Genomic DNA, 16,302 nt, shown 5'->3' with positions numbered 1-16,302 from the left:
CGATATCTGACTTGCTGAGGACGTATCATAAAGATGAAAATAACCACCGAAAGACTCGTCATTAGACCCTTTGAGACGAAAGATGCCGCTGGGTTATGGGAATATCTCGCCCAGCCGCGCATGAATTGTTTTATGGATGAAAAGCTCGATACCCTTGAGGACGCCATCAGCGAAGTACAGCGCAGGCATCACGATGAAACGCAATTTGCTGTTTGCCTGAAAGATACGGATACCCTCATCGGGCATGTATTTGCTGATCGCGATGACGTGGATAACGACACGTACGGCGTCGGCTGGCATTTTAATGGAAAATATGAAGGGAAGGGCTACGCCAGTGAAGCGGCGCGGGCATTTTTCAATTTCCTGTTTGACAGTAAAAAGGGAAGGCGAATTTATGCGTACGTCGAAGATTATAATGTCCGATCGCAGAAAATGTGTGAGCGCTTGAATATGCGCAGGGAAGCCTGTTTTGTGGAGTTTGTTCCGGTATGGCGCAGCACCCCAGATGAAGAACAGCGATACGACAATACCTATGTGTATGCGATCTTAAAAAGAGAGTGGCAGGCGCAGACGTCACTGAACGATGCAGCGATCCGCTGAGGTAGAGAAAACTCCTCGCGGCATGGCAGTCAAGGAATGGTATTATTGTCGGCCGAACTTATCTGGAATTTTCACTGTGACCTCATTTGCTGAACTGAACGCGCTTTCTGCGGAACAACTCACCACCTTAAACGAACTGGGGTATTTGTCCATGACCCCGATTCAGGCTGCCGCATTACCGGCTGCCCTCGCCGGTAAAGATGTCCGGGCGCAGGCGAAAACCGGCAGCGGTAAAACGGCGGCTTTTGGGCTGGGCCTGCTGCAGCATTTGGATGCCGGGCAGTTTAATACACAGTCGTTGGTGCTGTGCCCAACCCGCGAACTGGCTGATCAGGTCGCCAATGAGCTGCGTCGTCTGGCTCGTGGTATGCCGAACATCAAAGTGTTGGTGTTGTGCGGCGGTGTACCGTTTAGCATCCAGCGTGACTCGCTGATTCATGCTCCCCATATTATTGTCGCCACACCGGGCCGACTGTTGGATCACCTGAAAAAAGAGACCGTCAGCCTCGATGCATTGCAGACATTGGTGCTGGATGAAGCGGATCGCATGCTCGATATGGGGTTTGCCGATGCCATCGACGAGGTGATTCACCACGCACCGGTCGAACGCCAGACACTGCTGTTTTCCGCCACCTGGCCGGAGGCGATTGCCGCCATCAGCCGTCGTATTCAGCGTGATCCGGTGGTCATTGAAATTGACACGGTGGATGAATTGCCAGCGGTCGAGCAGCAATTCTATGAGGTGTCGCGCAACGGCAAGCTCGATCTGCTGCAAAAGTTGCTGAGCCGTGAACAGCCCGCGTCCTGCGTCGTGTTTTGTAATACCAAGAAAGATTGTCAGGCGGTATACGATGCGCTGACCCACAGTAACCAAAGTGTACTGGCGCTGCACGGCGACATGGAGCAGCGCGATCGCGACCAGACGTTGGTGCGTTTTGCCAACGGCAGCAGTCGTGTGCTGGTGGCAACCGACGTTGCTGCACGCGGGCTGGATATCAAGGCACTGGAGATGGTGATTAACTACGAACTGTCGTGGGATCCTGAAGTGCATGTCCATCGTATCGGCCGTACCGCCCGTGCCGGTGAACAGGGTCTTGCCATCAGCCTGTGTGCACCGGAAGAAGCACAGCGAGCGAATGCGCTGGAAGAGATGCTGAAGATGAAGCTGACCTGGCATCCATTGCCCAGTGGGTTGCGTATCACGCCACTGGACGCGGCGATGGCAACGCTGTGTATTGATGGTGGCAAAAAGGCCAAAATGCGCCCCGGCGATATTCTGGGCGCGCTAACCGGCGACATGGGGCTTGATGGTGCGGATATCGGCAAGATTACTATCCACCCGATGCACGCTTATGTGGCCGTCAGGCAGTCGCTGGCGCGTCAGGTTTGGAAGCAACTACAACAAGGCAAAATTAAAGGGAAAGCAGTAAAGGTCAGGCTGCTAAAGTGAGCTGATGACCGATATCAGGTCCTCTTTCACTGTTTTACCCGCGTATTGTTTTTACTCACATATTGCCTTTACTCGTGGATAATCTCAGACATGCTGGCTGCTTTTGTGGCCAGCATGGGTTGTGATTCATTTATTTCGAGCACCAGGTTAAAAATTGGAAATAGAGAATGAGCTAATTATTAGTTCGGTGTTGACTCATTTTATTATACCATTTTGTTAATGTAATGACTGAATGAAAAACCGTATCCTGATATACCTATTTATAAAATTGCACATCAGTAAATAACTATTACAATGTAAATCGCGGTGGGTTTTCATACCCTCCCCATCACGTTATTTGGAATTTCAAAGTAAATTATTTCCTATTATTTCTAAATGTTCATTTGTTAAGGATGGATGCTATGAATGGAAATGTTAGTCTCTGGGTTCGTCATTGTTTACATGCGGCTCTATTTGTTTCGGCTACGGCAGGTTCTCTCTCTGTATATGCTGATACTGTAAAAATTGACGCAAAAGTTAATTATCAAACAATTCAAGGTTTTGGTGGGATGAGTGGGGTGGGGTGGATCAATGACCTCACCACGGAACAAATTAATGCGGCATACGGGAGTGGGGCTGGTCAGGTAGGGCTGTCAATTATGCGCGTCCGAATTGATCCAGACTCCACTAAATGGAATATACAGGTTCCGAGTGCACGTCAGGCTGTTTCACTAGGGGCCAAAATAATGGCAACCCCCTGGTCACCGCCGGCTTATATGAAAAGCAACAACAGCCTGATAAACGGTGGGCGTTTACTACCGGCGCATTATTCTGCTTATACTTCGCACTTGCTGGATTTCTCCAAATATATGCAGACTAATGGCGCACCGCTGTATGCCATTTCGATACAAAACGAGCCAGACTGGAAGCCTGACTATGAATCCTGCGAATGGAGTGGTGATGAATTTAAAAACTATCTCAAATCGCAAGGTTCCAAATTCGGCTCCCTCAAAGTGATTGTCGCAGAGTCGTTAGGTTTTAACCCTGCGTTAACTGATCCGGTATTGAAAGACAGCGACGCATCAAAATATGTGTCAATCATCGGTGGGCATCTGTATGGCACGACGCCTAAGCCCTATCCGTTAGCACAGAATGCCGGTAAGCAACTGTGGATGACCGAACACTATGTGGATTCCAAGCAATCAGCGAATAACTGGACATCGGCGATTGAGGTGGGTACTGAACTGAATGCCAGCATGGTGTCCAACTATAGCGCTTACGTCTGGTGGTATATCCGTCGCTCGTATGGATTACTGACAGAAGACGGTAAAGTCAGTAAACGTGGTTATGTGATGTCACAATATGCCCGCTTCGTTCGCCCCGGTGCGGTACGCATTCAGGCAACCGAAAATCCCCAGTCAAATGTTCACCTGACCGCGTATAAGAATACAGATGGAAAAATGGTGATTGTTGCTGTCAATACCAATGACTCTGACCAGATGCTGTCACTGAATATCAGTAACGCCAACGTGACTAAATTTGAGAAATACAGCACATCGGCATCGCTGAACGCTGAATATGGCGGTTCATCTCAGGTTGATGGTAGCGGCAAAGCAACGGTATGGCTGAACCCGCTAAGTGTGACAACATTTGTCAGCAAATAATGCGTCGTATTAGCCTATAGTCGTCACGATGCGATCTGACACATCAGGCTGAATAGTCTAAAAGTCCGAGAGCTACCGATTGTGGTGGGGGAAAATACCCTGAAGCAAAAAAGTAGCTCTCATCCCATTATCAGAATCGAGATGGCAGCATGTTATTCATTATCTTGCTTGAATATGAGTAAAATGAATTGCATGCAAGCATTCAGATGTGCCTCAATGGCTTCATTCTCAACGGGATAAATTAAGCCAATAGCAGCCTGTCGAAGAGGTTCTGCGACGCACATAGCGAGTATTGCTTTGGCACTGACACCTGCTGGTAATATCGGCCACCAGCCATGATTTTGCTGCCGGGTTATCCAGTCAGTTAGTAATTGTTGGCCCCGTTCTATACCATTTTCATGGTATCTCTTCAGCAATTCCTCCTTACCCGGAAATTGAGTATTGAGAAGCCGGAACATTTTCACTGCCGTTTCTGATAGTGCCTGGCTACAAATCGCCGCCAGTAATTTTCTTAAGGTCGGTAAAACGTCATTCTTACTACTCGGATCGATTTGTAAGAGTGGAGCATAATTATCAGTCCAGTTCCGAACTGATAGGCTGAGCAGTTCTTCCCGATTCTTTGCAAAGCGATATACCGTTTTTTTAGCTACGCCAGCATGTGCTGCAACCGCTTGTATTGTTGTTGCGTCATATCCTTCATCAAATAGCAAAGTCATCGTGCTGCTGATTATCTGTTTTTTCACCTCTTCCTGGGGGGCAGAGGGGCGTCCGCGTAGTTTGGGAGGGAGTGTTGGCATATGAACTCCTTTTGGCTTGTCATATAACCATTCTATCGGCTATATTTAGGAAACGCACTGAGTTTCTTAAATGTTGTGTATTTCCCGATTTTACTGGAGAAAAAAATGCGAAAACAAGATATCGCCAGGCCATGGCTTGATCATTCAGCATTGCTTGATCCCTCGCCAATGCCACTGGAGACAGGCATTAAACGTCTGGATGATGGGAGTCTGATGGTCGCTGTGCGCACTGACTTACATGGTTGCAAAGGACGGATGATTGACTGGTGGTTTACCTTTTTTGAAACGACACAGCATATAAAATGGTGGCATCCCATCGATCATGTTGAGCATCGCGGTTGGGACGCCAACTGGAAACGTGGAGAAAGTTTTTACGGCGCAAGCATATATGCCGTCGAGTCGTTAGCTGAGGTCCCACCCATCCCCGCCCGTCTGAAATTCCATCATCCTGCAGCAATATTTGGAGAAAAGGCTGTGGAAAAGGCGATGGCTGACGATTGTATCTCGGCAATTATTGCTGCAAGGATAGGCTTCGGTGAAGACACTGAACTGGATAGCCAGGGTGATCCATTGGACGGGCAGATGTTACATGTTGTTCGAGATACACCTTTTGGATGCGTGCTGCGTAGCCGCTTTATTCTTGGTATGAGTGATGATGATCCTTCGAATCCCGCAGATGAAATTGGATTAGCGCTTATGCGGCACTGTTATACTGAGTTCACGTTCCTGTCTCGTTTCCTGCCTTCTCTATATTATGGCGAGAAAGCTAACGATGAAAAAATTGCACTTCCTTGGTAAGACCAACCGGATCGGAAAGAATCCGGTTCTGCCACGATTTCAGCCTCCGGATCACAACGGTTATTGGATGTTCAACGCACGGTCATCTGAGTTTGTAGCAGGCTGGCGAAACGGGTGAACAAGCTGACATGACTAACTGAGTCTTCATCGTGGCCGAGCTGTGGCGAACTCATTTGAAACACTATGCAATAAAAAAATCCACGCAACTGCGTGGATTTTAAAAGGTTTGTTAGTCTTGATAAGATTTTATGAGACCTTATCAGACCACCGATTTTATTTAGACGTTGAACAGGAAGTTCATAATATCGCCGTCTTTAACGATATATTCTTTCCCTTCTGAACGCATTTTACCGGCTTCTTTGGCACCTTGTTCACCTTTGTAAGTGATGAAATCATCAAAGGCGATGGTTTGGGCGCGGATAAAGCCTTTCTCGAAGTCGGTATGAATTTTACCGGCTGCCTGCGGAGCCGTCGCACCGACCGGGATGGTCCAGGCGCGGACTTCTTTCACCCCGGCGGTGAAATAGGTCTGCAGGTTCAGCAGTTTGTAACCAGCACGAATCACGCGGTTTAGCCCCGGTTCTTCCAGGCCCAGTTCAGCCATGAATTCGTCGCGCTCGGCGTCGTCCAACTCGGCAATGTCTGACTCCACCGCCGCACAGACAGGAACCACCACCGAACCTTCACTGGCAGCGATTTCACGCACCTGATCCAGGTAGGGGTTGTTTTCGAAACCGTCTTCATTAACGTTGGCAATGTACATGGTCGGCTTTAACGTCAGGAAGCTCAGGTAACGAATGGCGGCTTTCTCTTCTGCACTCAGGTCTAAGGCGCGAAGCATGCCAGCCTTTTCCAGTTGTGGCAGGCATTTTTCCAGCGCCGCTTGCTCAATTTTCGCGTCTTTGTCGCCGCCTTTGGCTTTCTTCTGCACACGGTGTAGCGCACGTTCACAGGTATCCAGATCCGCTAGCGCCAGTTCGGTGTTAATGGTATCGATATCTTCCGCCGGGTTCACTTTACCCGCAACGTGGATGATATTTTCATTCTCAAAGCAACGTACCACATGGCCGATGGCTTCGGTTTCACGGATGTTAGTCAGGAACTGGTTACCCAGACCTTCACCTTTGGAGGCACCTTTTACCAGACCAGCGATATCCACAAATTCCATGGTGGTGGGGATGGTACGCTGCGGCTTGACGATCTCAGCCAGTTGGTCGAGGCGGAGATCCGGCATGGGCACAACGCCAGTGTTGGGTTCGATAGTACAAAACGGAAAGTTGGCCGCTTCGATACCGGCTTTGGTCAGCGCGTTGAACAGAGTAGATTTACCCACGTTAGGCAGCCCAACGATACCGCATTTGAATCCCATGTTTATGTCACCTTAAAAATCACTAATCATCAGGCTTTACGTGTAAAAAGCCTGTCAGAATGGAAAAAGTCAGTCTTGATGCTAATTATACACATAATGCGGCATGAACTCGATCCGCCCGATACTTGATCATGACGCTTTGAACGCATGCAGGCGGTTCATGGCTTTGACCATGTCTTCTTTCATCAAAATATCGGTACAGCGCAAGGATTCGTCGATGGCCTGATCGATCAGCGTCTGTTCGCTGACGGGCGGCTTACCGAGCACGAATCCCACCACTTTGTTTTTATCGCCCGGATGACCGATGCCGATGCGTAAACGGTGGAAATTGGGGTTATTGCCCAGTTTACTGACGATATCTTTCAGCCCATTGTGACCACCGTGGCCACCGCCGAGTTTCAGCTTGGCGACGCCAGGGGGGAGGTCCAGCTCATCGTGTGCCACCAAAATTTCATCAGGTTGGATGCGATAAAACGTTGCCATGGCGGCCACGGCTTTACCGCTCAGGTTCATGAACGTTGTGGGCACCAGCAAACGTACATCGTTGCCTGCCAGAGACAGGCGTGCGGTATAGCCGAAAAATTTACTCTCTTCTTTCAGCGGCTGCCGGTAGGCGTCTGCCAGGCGGTCAACGTACCAGGCGCCCGCATTGTGGCGGGTGGCGGCGTATTCGGCACCAGGGTTCGCCAGACCTACAATCAATTTGATACCACTCACAGTTGCATACCACTCATTATTGGACACGACTCACTCGATACGTTTTCAAACGGCCAGGGGCGTGCCACGTATCTGGGGAATTGGCAAAGCTGGTAGTGTAACGCAGGGGCTGTTGATCGCCAACATGTGATCCTTCACGCAACCTCAGGCGGAGGGGCTGCTTATACTGTGAGCAAGATCAGAAGGACACGCAGCACTATTTTAATTATTCACCGTGGTCTGATTATTTCCACTGGATATTTCTGGAGGTGAAATATGAAACGTAGAAATGCTGTGAGAGTGGGCAACGCATTCATGGGATTGGGTCTGTTGCTTATGGTTTCAGGAATAGCGTATTCGATTGCTAATCAGCTGCCTGAATTAAATCTGCCGGGGTCGCTCTATTATGTAGAGTTACTGGCTATTTTTGCTGGCGCTATTTTGTGGCTGACTGGCGCACGTATTAGTGGTCGTGAGAGTGTGACGGACCGTTACTGGTGGCTGAAACACTTTGATAAACGCTGTCGCCGTGAGCGTCACCCTTAAGTCATGTGTAGCTCAAGACGCAATTGACTCGTCGGTCGCAGGCGGGGTTATATATACGTCATATTTCACGTTGCAGGCGTGTGTTGGTGTTTTACTCGAGCCATAACGAGGCCAGGCGCATCGTTCAGCTGTGAATGTTCAACGTATGAATGTTCAAAATAAGAACGTGTTGCCCTGCAACCCGAATGAGGCGGGGGAAATATTCACCGGCATCGGGTAAGAAGAATAAAGACGGGTATAAATAATACGCATCGTCATAATGTGATGCCAATAAAAACGCCACCGGATAATAATGCCCCGGTGGCGTCGCCTTGCTAACCGAAATATCGATTAATGCTCGAACATCGCAGAAATAGATTCTTCGTTGCTGATACGGCGGATAGCTTCTGCCAGCATGCCAGATAATGTCAGCGTGCGTACATTCGGCAGTGACTTAATATTTTCCGACAGCGGGATGGTATCGCAGACAATCACTTCATCAATGACAGAGTTCTTGATGTTCTCGTAAGCGTTGCCGGAGAAGATCGGGTGGGTTGCATAAGCGAAGACACGTTTGGCACCGCGCTCTTTCAGCGCTTCTGCCGCTTTGCACAACGTGCCGCCGGTATCGATCATGTCATCAACCAGTACGCAGTCACGACCCGCTACGTCACCGATGATATGCATCACCTGAGAAACGTTGGCACGAGGACGACGTTTATCGATGATCGCCATGTCGGTATCGTTCAACAGCTTCGCGATAGCACGGGCGCGAACCACACCGCCGATATCCGGAGAAACCACGATCGGGTTATCCAGACTCTGTTGCAGCATGTCTTCGAGCAGGATTGGGCTACCGAACACGTTGTCTACCGGCACATCAAAGAAGCCTTGGATCTGCTCGGCATGGAGGTCCACTGTCAGGACACGGTCAACACCGACGCTGGAGAGAAAGTCAGCCACGACTTTAGCCGTAATCGGCACGCGGGCGGAACGCACACGGCGATCCTGGCGGGCATAGCCGAAATAGGGGATGACAGCGGTAATACGTCCTGCGGAAGCGCGGCGCAGGGCATCAACCATAACGACCAGTTCCATCAGGTTATCGTTGGTGGGAGCACAGGTCGATTGGATGATGAAAATATCACCACCGCGTACATTTTCGTTGATTTGTACGCTGACTTCGCCGTCGCTAAAACGACCAACAGCAGCGTCGCCCAGACTAGTGTACAAACGGTTGGCAATACGTTGTGCTAGTTCCGGCGTAGCGTTACCAGCAAAAAGCTTCATATCAGGCACGAGAAGAACCTCAAGCTTGCGTCCAGAGAAATATTCCGCCTGCGGAAGGCCGTGTGTCGTACCGCAAGCAGGATATACATACGGGTGTATGGAAAAGATCGTTAGAGCACCACGGTCGGTGGTGGTGTTTTAGCAACCCTTAAATTGCCCGGAAAGCTGTTGTTGCAGTGGAGAAACGTTCATTCCACGGGCAACAAAACCCTGTAAACCTTCCGGGGCCCGGTCTAACACCTGACGAGCGGCGGACTCGGTGTCGAATTCGGCAAACACGCAAGCGCCGGTGCCAGTCAGGCGCGACGGTGCGTATTCTAACAGCCATAAAAGTCGCTCTTCAACCTCACGAAAACGTTTTCTTACGACGGCTTCACAATCGTTGCTGAAAGTTTGTGTCAGTAACTGTGACAATGGGCGTACTGGCGTGTCTCGTGTCAGGTCTGGATCGCCGAAGATGAGCGGGGTAGGAATACTCACACCGGGATGCACCACCAGATACCATTTTTCCGCAGGTGAAGCAGGGGTTAATTGTTCTCCCACCCCTTCGGCGAATGCGGCGTGCCCGTGTACAAATACCGGTACGTCCGCCCCCAGTTTCAGGCCCAGCGCGGCCAGTGTGTCCACGGGGACCTGACTGTGCCACAACTGATTGAGTGCCACCAGCACGGTGGCGGCATTCGAGGAGCCACCACCCAGACCGCCCCCCATCGGCAGACGTTTATCGATACCAATATCAGCACCGGCAAACGGTAATCCAGCCTGTTGGCACCACGCCTGCAACAAACGGGCGGCACGAACCACCAGGTTTTGTTCATCGGGAACATCGGGCAATGGCGTCAGCAGCACGATGTCTTGATCCTGACGTGGGGTAATGGTCAGCGTATCGCCGTAGTCCAGAAACTGAAACAGCGTTTGCAGATTATGATACCCGTCCGGTCGGCGGCCAGTGATATACAAAAACAGATTCAGCTTGGCCGGGGAAGGCCAGCGGTTGCTTGCAGTCGCCATGATTTATTGCGTCGTCCAGTTGTCCATTTTCAGTTTGATGCGCTGCTCGCCCTGAGTCAGTTCCAGATTCTGCGGCAATGGCAACGGGCCATCGGTATAAGACAGGTAAGAGACATTCCAGTGCTGATCGCCTTGCTGATAGTTGACGCTGTGCAGCAGAGCATGTTCATCCAGTGTGAAATCCTGAGCGTCACCCGGCAGGCCAAGCATCCACTGGCGTAAGTTGTCGAGCGGAATCGCCATGCCGGTTAACTGTTGAACCATGTACTGCGCGTCTTTACCCATATAGCGTTTGCCCTGATTGTCGGTTATCTGCACCAGCTCCGGGCTTGCCTGAAGTTCCAGTTCCGTGCCGCCAAGCGGGTTGGTAAGTAACAGACGGTAGCGCTGTGGGGAAGGCTGCTGCCAGAAAAAACGGGCATACAGTTTTTTCCTATCAGAAATATAGGCAAACGAGCCGCGCGTTTGATAGTGGGTCAAATTTTGTACTTTCTGCTCGTGTTCACGCCACTCGGGAGAGGTGGTTTTTTTACCCGGCAAGGAGGGCTGAGTCAGGGTACAGGCAGTCAGTAACACACTCGCCAAAGGCAGTAACCGTAAGGCTTGGGTGGGTTTATTGGGCATGTCGAAGAGGTCCTGTTACAAGCATCATAGGTTCACAACAAGGCGTCACGCTAGCGGGGTTGGCTGGCAGCGTCAATCCTTGTGATGTTACCTGGTAAGACGTTGATGACGTGAGTCTAGTCAATTGGGGTTACTTTTCTTGCCCGCAGGCTTCAAGTAGAATGCCCCTTAGATGAAACCCATACTAACACCGGGATTACTCTGTAGACCATGACCCTGCTTGCGCTTGGTATCAATCATAAAACAGCACCCGTCTCTCTTCGCGAGCGCGTTGCGTTCTCGCCGGACAGACAGGGGCAGGCGCTGCACAGTCTGTTACAACAACCGTTGGTTCAAGGCGGTGTGTTGTTGTCTACCTGTAACCGCACTGAGCTGTATCTCAGTGTGGAAGAGCAGGACAACCGGCACGAACAGTTGATCGCCTGGCTGTGTGATTATCACCAGCTCAACCCTGATGATATCCGCAAAAATCTTTACTGGCATGAAGGCAACGCTGCCGTTAGCCATCTGATGCGTGTCGCCAGCGGGCTGGATTCTCTGGTGCTGGGTGAACCGCAGATTTTGGGGCAGGTCAAAAAAGCGTTTGCGGATTCTCAGCGTGAGCGTTCGCTGTCAGGCGATCTGGAGCGCATGTTCCAGAAATCATTCACCGTCGCCAAACGGGTTCGTACCGAAACGGATATTGGTGCCAGTGCGGTATCGGTCGCGTTTGCCGCCTGTACACTGGCGCGGCAGATTTTTGAATCGCTGGCCGATGTCAATGTGCTGTTGGTTGGCGCCGGCGAAACCATTGAGCTGGTATCCCGCCATTTGCGTGAACACCGTGTGAAGCGGATGGTGATTGCCAACCGTACGCGTGAGCGCGCTCAGGCGCTAGCCGAAGAGGTGGGCGCCGAAGTCATTACGCTGGCGGAGCTGGACGCGCATTTACCGCAGGCGGATATCGTCATCAGCTCTACCGCCAGTACATTACCCATCATCGGTAAAGGGATGATGGAGCGCACGATGAAAACGCGTCGCAACCAACCGATGCTGATGGTGGATATCGCGGTACCGCGTGACATCGAGCCGGAAGTTGGGCGATTGCCGAATATTTACCTGTATAGCGTGGATGACCTGCAAGCGATCATTCAGCACAATCTGGCGCAGCGCAAAGCGGCGGCGATTCAGGCTGAATCCATCGTAGAGCAGGAGTGTTCAGAGTTTATGGCGTGGTTGCGCGCGCAGTCAGCGGTAGATACCATCCGGGATTATCGCTCTCAGGCGGATAGCCTGCGTGAAGAGATGACAACCAAAGCGCTGGCGGCAATACAGAATGGTGGTGATGTTGAGGCCATCGTACAGGAACTGACGCACCGCCTGACCAACCGCTTGATCCATGCGCCCACCCGTTCGTTACAGCAGGCCGCCCGCGATGGCGATGTTGAGCGTTTGCAGATTTTGCGTGACAGCCTCGGCCTGAACTAGCATTCTTCTCCCCCCATATGATTCAACACAGGATTGAACTGCCCGCATGAAGTCTTCTATTGTTGCCAAACTGGAAGCGTTACAAGAGCGCCATGAAGAAGTACAGGCGCTGCTGGGGGAACCCAGTGTGATTGCCGATATGGACCGTTTCCGGGCGTTGTCCCGCGAGTACGCGCAACTTACCGACATTACCCGTTGCTTTGAGCGCTGGCAGCAGACGCAGGATGATATCGAAACGGCTGAATTGATGCTGGATGATCCTGAAATGCGTGATTTGGCCCAGGACGAACTGAAAGCAGCTAAAGTAGCCAGTGAAGATCTGGAACAACAACTGCAAGTGCTGCTGTTGCCAAAAGATCCTGATGATGAACGTGGCTGTTTTCTGGAAATCCGCGCCGGTACAGGTGGTGATGAAGCGGCGTTATTCGCCGGTGACCTGTTTCGTATGTACAGCCGCTATGCTGAGTCCCGCCGCTGGAAGGTCGAAATCATGAGCGCGAGTGACGGTGAACACGGTGGCTACAAAGAAATGATTGCCAAGGTCATTGGTGATGGCGCTTATGGGCAATTGAAATTCGAATCCGGTGGTCACCGTGTTCAGCGTGTGCCAGCCACCGAATCTCAGGGCCGAATTCATACGTCCGCCTGTACGGTGGCGGTAATGCCGGAAGTGCCGGAAGCCGAGTTACCTGACATCAATCCTTCTGATTTGAAGATCGATACCTTCCGCTCCTCCGGTGCGGGCGGGCAGCACGTCAACACCACGGATTCCGCTATCCGTATTACCCACCTGCCAACCGGCATTGTGGTGGAGTGTCAGGACGAGCGTTCGCAGCACAAGAATAAAGCCAAGGCGTTGTCGGTGTTGGCTGCCCGTATTCGTGCTGCGGAAATGCATAAGCGTCAACAGGAAGAGGCCTCTACCCGACGCAACTTGTTAGGAAGTGGTGACCGCTCTGACCGTATCCGAACCTACAATTTCCCCCAAGGGCGAGTCACGGATCATCGTATTAACCTGACGCTCTATCGGTTGGATGAAGCGATGGAAGGTAAACTGGATATGTTGATTCAGCCTATCGTCCAGGAATATCAGGCTGACCAACTGGCAGCGCTGGCTGAGCAGGATCAATGAATTATCAGCACTGGCTGCGACAGGCGACAGTCCGGCTTCAGGCAAGTGATAGCCCGAAGCGCGATGCCGAAATCCTGCTGGAGCATGTGACCGGTAAACGCCGTACGTTTCTGCTGGCGTTTGGCGAAACTGAACTGACTGACGACGAAGCACTAACGCTGGAGTCCCTGCTGGCACGGCGTGTAACCGGCGAACCGATTGCTTATTTGGTTGGGTATAGGGAATTTTGGTCGTTACCGTTGGCGGTATCGCCAGCGACGCTGATCCCGCGACCGGATACTGAATGTCTGGTCGAGCAGGCATTGGCGCATTTGCCTGACGGTGCGTCATCGGTGTTGGACCTAGGGACCGGTACCGGGGCGATAGCATTGGCCATTGCCCATGAACGACCTGACTGTCAGGTTGTGGGTATTGATCGCCAACCGGATGCGGTCGCGTTGGCAAGCCAGAATGCCAGCCGACTGGGGATCCATAACGCCCGATTTTTGCCGGGCGATTGGTTTTCGCCGTTGGGCGAAGAGCGATTTGCCGTCATCGTCAGCAACCCACCGTATATTGATGAACATGACCCGCACCTGTCATGTGGTGATGTGCGCTTTGAGCCAGCCAGTGCATTGGTAGCGGGCGCACAGGGATTGGCTGATTTACAGCACATTATCCGACAGGCAGGTGATTTCCTGCTGGATGGCGGCTGGCTACTGCTCGAGCATGGCTGGCAGCAGGGTGAGTCGGTTCGGAAACTGTTGTCGCAGCAGGGGTTTGTTCAGGTGAAAACACACCGTGATTATGGTGATAATGAGCGGGTGACGTTGGGGCAATGGTCAGCCTGTTCGCCTGACAAGCGCTAAACCTGTTGGGGCTTCTGGTAACACAACTTGAACAGGATCACATTGGTAATGATTAGCGGCCATTATCGCTTGAGGTTCCAGACAGTGCTGCTGACGAACACGCGATTTGGCATTATTATCGGATTCGCTGGCGCGACCGGACTCGCTGGGCGTGTGGGCATCGGTTATGAAGTTTGCTTTTCAGGCGTGCAGCTGACGTTATCTTTGCTTTGATGGAATAACTATGAGTTCTATTGCTGATTTTGAATTTAACCAGTCATCCTTAAGCGAAGGTGTGATCCTGGTTTCCCAGTCGATACGTCGCGATTTTTCCGCGCAGGAAGTGAAGCAAAATCTGCAACAGCTTGTTGATGAAGCGCGAGTGACCATCTCCGCCGACTTGGATCAGGATCAACAACTGGAGCAGTTGATTGACCTCTTTTTCCATACCTGGGGTTTTGGCGGTGCCAGCGGTGTGTATCATTTGTCTGACGTGCTATGGCTGGACAAAGTGCTGGCTACCCGACAAGGGATGCCGGTGTCGCTCGGGATTATCTTCCTGCATATCGCTCATCAGCTGGACCTGCCACTGATGCCTGTAATTTTCCCCACCCAACTTATTTTACGCGCGGATTGGCTCGATGATGAAATGTGGCTGATTAATCCGCTAAATGGCGACACGCTGAGCGAGCATGTGCTTGAAGTCTGGCTGAAAGGCAATATCGGCCCCTCTGCCAGACTGCTGGATAGCGATCTGGATGAAGCGGAAAACGTGATGATTGTCCGCAAGCTGTTAGATACGCTCAAGGTCGCACTAATGGAAGAAAAGCAGATGGAGCTGGCGCTGCGTGCCAGTGAGGCTGTGTTGCAGTTTGACCCTGAAGACCCGTATGAAATTCGTGACCGTGGTTTGATTTATGCACAGTTAGACTGCGATCATATCGCGTTGTCAGATCTGAGTTACTTTGTAGAGCAGTGCCCGGAAGACCCGGTCAGCGACATGATCAAAAAACAGATTCACTCCATTGAACATAAGCAGATTGTGCTGCATTAGTTCGGGGCATAACCGGAAATCCGAATATCTGATTTATCCGACAATAAGGTAAGTTTATGAACAATAAAGTGGTTAACATCGGGTCCATCCCGGTCGGCAACCATCTGCCGTTTGTGCTATTTGGCGGCATGAATGTACTTGAATCCCGTGAACTGGCGATGCGAATTTGTGAGCACTATGTTACGGTGACGCAGAAACTGGGCATCCCCTATGTTTTCAAGGCTTCCTTTGATAAAGCGAACCGTTCCTCTATCCACTCTTACCGTGGCCCGGGTCTGGAAGAGGGGATGAAGATTTTCCAGGAGCTGAAGGACACCTTCGGCGTGAAAATCATTACCGATGTGCACGAACCACAGCAAGCTCAACCGGTCTCTGAGGTTGTCGACGTTATTCAGTTACCAGCTTTTCTGGCCCGCCAGACCGATCTGGTCGAGGCGATGGCCAAAACGGGCGCGGTTATCAATATCAAAAAACCACAGTTCATTAGCCCCGGCCAGGTCGGGAATATCGTGGATAAATTCCGCGAAGGTGGTAATGAGCAGGTGATCCTGTGCGATCGTGGCACCAACTTCGGTTATGACAACCTGGTTGTGGATATGCTGGGCTTCAATGTCATGAAACAGGTTTCGCATGGCGCACCGGTGATTTTTGATGTCACGCATGCATTGCAATGCCGCGATCCGTTTGGTGCGGCGTCAGGTGGACGCCGTGCTCAGGTCGCTGAACTGGCACGAGCCGGTATGGCCGTTGGTATCGCCGGGTTGTTTATTGAAGCACACCCAGAACCGAACAGTGCCCGATGTGACGGTCCTTCGGCATTACCGCTGGATAAGCTGGAACCGTTCTTGCGACAGATGAAAGCGATTGATGAGCTGGTTAAACATTTCCCGGAATTGGATACCAGTAATTAATCGACTTTCAGACACAAAAAAACCGCCAGATGGCTAATGCCGATCGTTTAAGGATCGGTTGACCGATCCGGTGGCTGATGTAAAAAGGGTTCATGTCTTCACATGGAC

16 protein-coding genes are annotated in these 16,302 nt (G+C 51.3%); 10 read left to right on the top strand and 6 right to left on the bottom strand.

From position 1 onward, the window contains the following. Positions 1-33 precede the first annotated feature (33 nt). The 3 genes from FAZ14_RS00085 to FAZ14_RS00075 all read left to right on the top strand — a co-directional run bounded on the left by FAZ14_RS00085 (position 34) and on the right by FAZ14_RS00075 (position 3,693). Positions 34-600, top strand: a complete 567-nt coding sequence (locus FAZ14_RS00085; protein ID WP_029456346.1) for a GNAT family N-acetyltransferase — start codon at positions 34-36, stop codon at positions 598-600. Between the two features lie 76 nt (positions 601-676). Beyond that, positions 677-2,050, top strand: a complete 1,374-nt coding sequence (gene dbpA / locus FAZ14_RS00080; RefSeq protein ID WP_016941412.1) for an ATP-dependent RNA helicase DbpA — start codon at positions 677-679, stop codon at positions 2,048-2,050. A 401-nt stretch (positions 2,051-2,451) separates the two neighbouring features. Further along, positions 2,452-3,693 (top strand): glycoside hydrolase family 30 protein, encoded by a 1,242-nt coding sequence (locus FAZ14_RS00075; RefSeq protein ID WP_038925870.1) that lies wholly within the window; start codon positions 2,452-2,454, stop codon positions 3,691-3,693. 152 nt (positions 3,694-3,845) lie between these two features. Here FAZ14_RS00075 and FAZ14_RS00070 read toward each other — a convergent pair whose 3' ends face one another. Next, the gene (locus tag FAZ14_RS00070; RefSeq protein WP_016941410.1) at positions 3,846-4,490 is read right to left on the bottom strand and encodes a TetR/AcrR family transcriptional regulator; all 645 of its coding nucleotides are present in this window, start codon (positions 4,488-4,490) and stop codon (positions 3,846-3,848) included. A gap of 105 nt (positions 4,491-4,595) precedes the next feature. Here FAZ14_RS00070 and FAZ14_RS00065 point away from each other — a divergent pair, with 105 nt between their 5' ends. After that, complete coding sequence (locus FAZ14_RS00065; protein WP_016941409.1) at positions 4,596-5,288, top strand: DAPG hydrolase family protein; 693 nt, start codon at positions 4,596-4,598, stop codon at positions 5,286-5,288. A 277-nt stretch (positions 5,289-5,565) separates the two neighbouring features. Here the strand turns inward: FAZ14_RS00065 and ychF are convergent, their stop codons facing one another. After that, a complete protein-coding gene (gene ychF, locus FAZ14_RS00060; RefSeq protein WP_012884687.1) occupies positions 5,566-6,657 on the bottom strand; it encodes a redox-regulated ATPase YchF in 1,092 nt (363 codons plus the stop codon). A 129-nt stretch (positions 6,658-6,786) separates the two neighbouring features. After that, positions 6,787-7,374, bottom strand: a complete 588-nt coding sequence (gene pth / locus FAZ14_RS00055) for an aminoacyl-tRNA hydrolase (RefSeq protein ID WP_012884688.1) — start codon at positions 7,372-7,374, stop codon at positions 6,787-6,789. A 255-nt stretch (positions 7,375-7,629) separates the two neighbouring features. Here pth and ychH point away from each other — a divergent pair, with 255 nt between their 5' ends. Then, positions 7,630-7,899 (top strand): stress-induced protein YchH, encoded by a 270-nt coding sequence (gene ychH, locus FAZ14_RS00045; RefSeq protein ID WP_016941408.1) that lies wholly within the window; start codon positions 7,630-7,632, stop codon positions 7,897-7,899. 330 nt (positions 7,900-8,229) lie between these two features. Here ychH and prs read toward each other — a convergent pair whose 3' ends face one another. From prs to lolB, 3 genes are all read right to left on the bottom strand, one after another. Further along, positions 8,230-9,177 carry a ribose-phosphate diphosphokinase gene (gene prs, locus FAZ14_RS00040; RefSeq protein WP_012884690.1) on the bottom strand — a complete coding sequence of 316 codons (948 nt, stop codon included), beginning with the start codon at positions 9,175-9,177 and terminating at the stop codon, positions 8,230-8,232. 129 nt (positions 9,178-9,306) lie between these two features. Continuing rightward, a complete protein-coding gene (gene ispE, locus FAZ14_RS00035; protein ID WP_016941407.1) occupies positions 9,307-10,179 on the bottom strand; it encodes a 4-(cytidine 5'-diphospho)-2-C-methyl-D-erythritol kinase in 873 nt (290 codons plus the stop codon). A gap of 3 nt (positions 10,180-10,182) precedes the next feature. Continuing rightward, entirely contained in the window at positions 10,183-10,803 is a 621-nt protein-coding gene (lolB, locus tag FAZ14_RS00030; RefSeq protein ID WP_016941406.1) for a lipoprotein insertase outer membrane protein LolB, read from the bottom strand. Between the two features lie 210 nt (positions 10,804-11,013). On the opposite strand from lolB, the gene hemA reads away from it, so the two are divergent. The 5 genes from hemA (at position 11,014) to kdsA (ending at position 16,194) form a co-directional block, all read left to right on the top strand. Next, complete coding sequence (gene hemA, locus FAZ14_RS00025; protein WP_016941405.1) at positions 11,014-12,270, top strand: glutamyl-tRNA reductase; 1,257 nt, start codon at positions 11,014-11,016, stop codon at positions 12,268-12,270. 46 nt (positions 12,271-12,316) lie between these two features. Continuing rightward, positions 12,317-13,402, top strand: coding sequence for a peptide chain release factor 1 (gene prfA, locus FAZ14_RS00020; RefSeq protein ID WP_016941404.1), 1,086 nt, complete (start codon positions 12,317-12,319; stop codon positions 13,400-13,402). Then, complete coding sequence (prmC, locus tag FAZ14_RS00015) at positions 13,399-14,250, top strand: peptide chain release factor N(5)-glutamine methyltransferase (protein ID WP_016941403.1); 852 nt, start codon at positions 13,399-13,401, stop codon at positions 14,248-14,250. Before prfA ends, prmC begins: the two co-directional genes overlap by 4 nt. Before the next feature lie 223 nt (positions 14,251-14,473). Continuing rightward, a complete protein-coding gene (gene sirB1 / locus FAZ14_RS00010; RefSeq protein ID WP_016941401.1) occupies positions 14,474-15,283 on the top strand; it encodes an invasion regulator SirB1 in 810 nt (269 codons plus the stop codon). A 56-nt stretch (positions 15,284-15,339) separates the two neighbouring features. Further along, positions 15,340-16,194: a 3-deoxy-8-phosphooctulonate synthase gene (gene kdsA / locus FAZ14_RS00005; RefSeq protein WP_016941400.1), complete on the top strand. Its 855-nt coding sequence runs from the start codon at positions 15,340-15,342 to the stop codon at positions 16,192-16,194. Positions 16,195-16,302: the final 108 nt, after the last annotated feature.

This window comes from Dickeya oryzae (assembly GCF_009372235.1).
Taxonomy (GTDB): Bacteria; Pseudomonadota; Gammaproteobacteria; order Enterobacterales; family Enterobacteriaceae; genus Dickeya; species Dickeya oryzae.
Note: the sequence above shows the minus strand (reverse complement) of the source record. Positions and strands in the feature narration are given on the sequence as shown.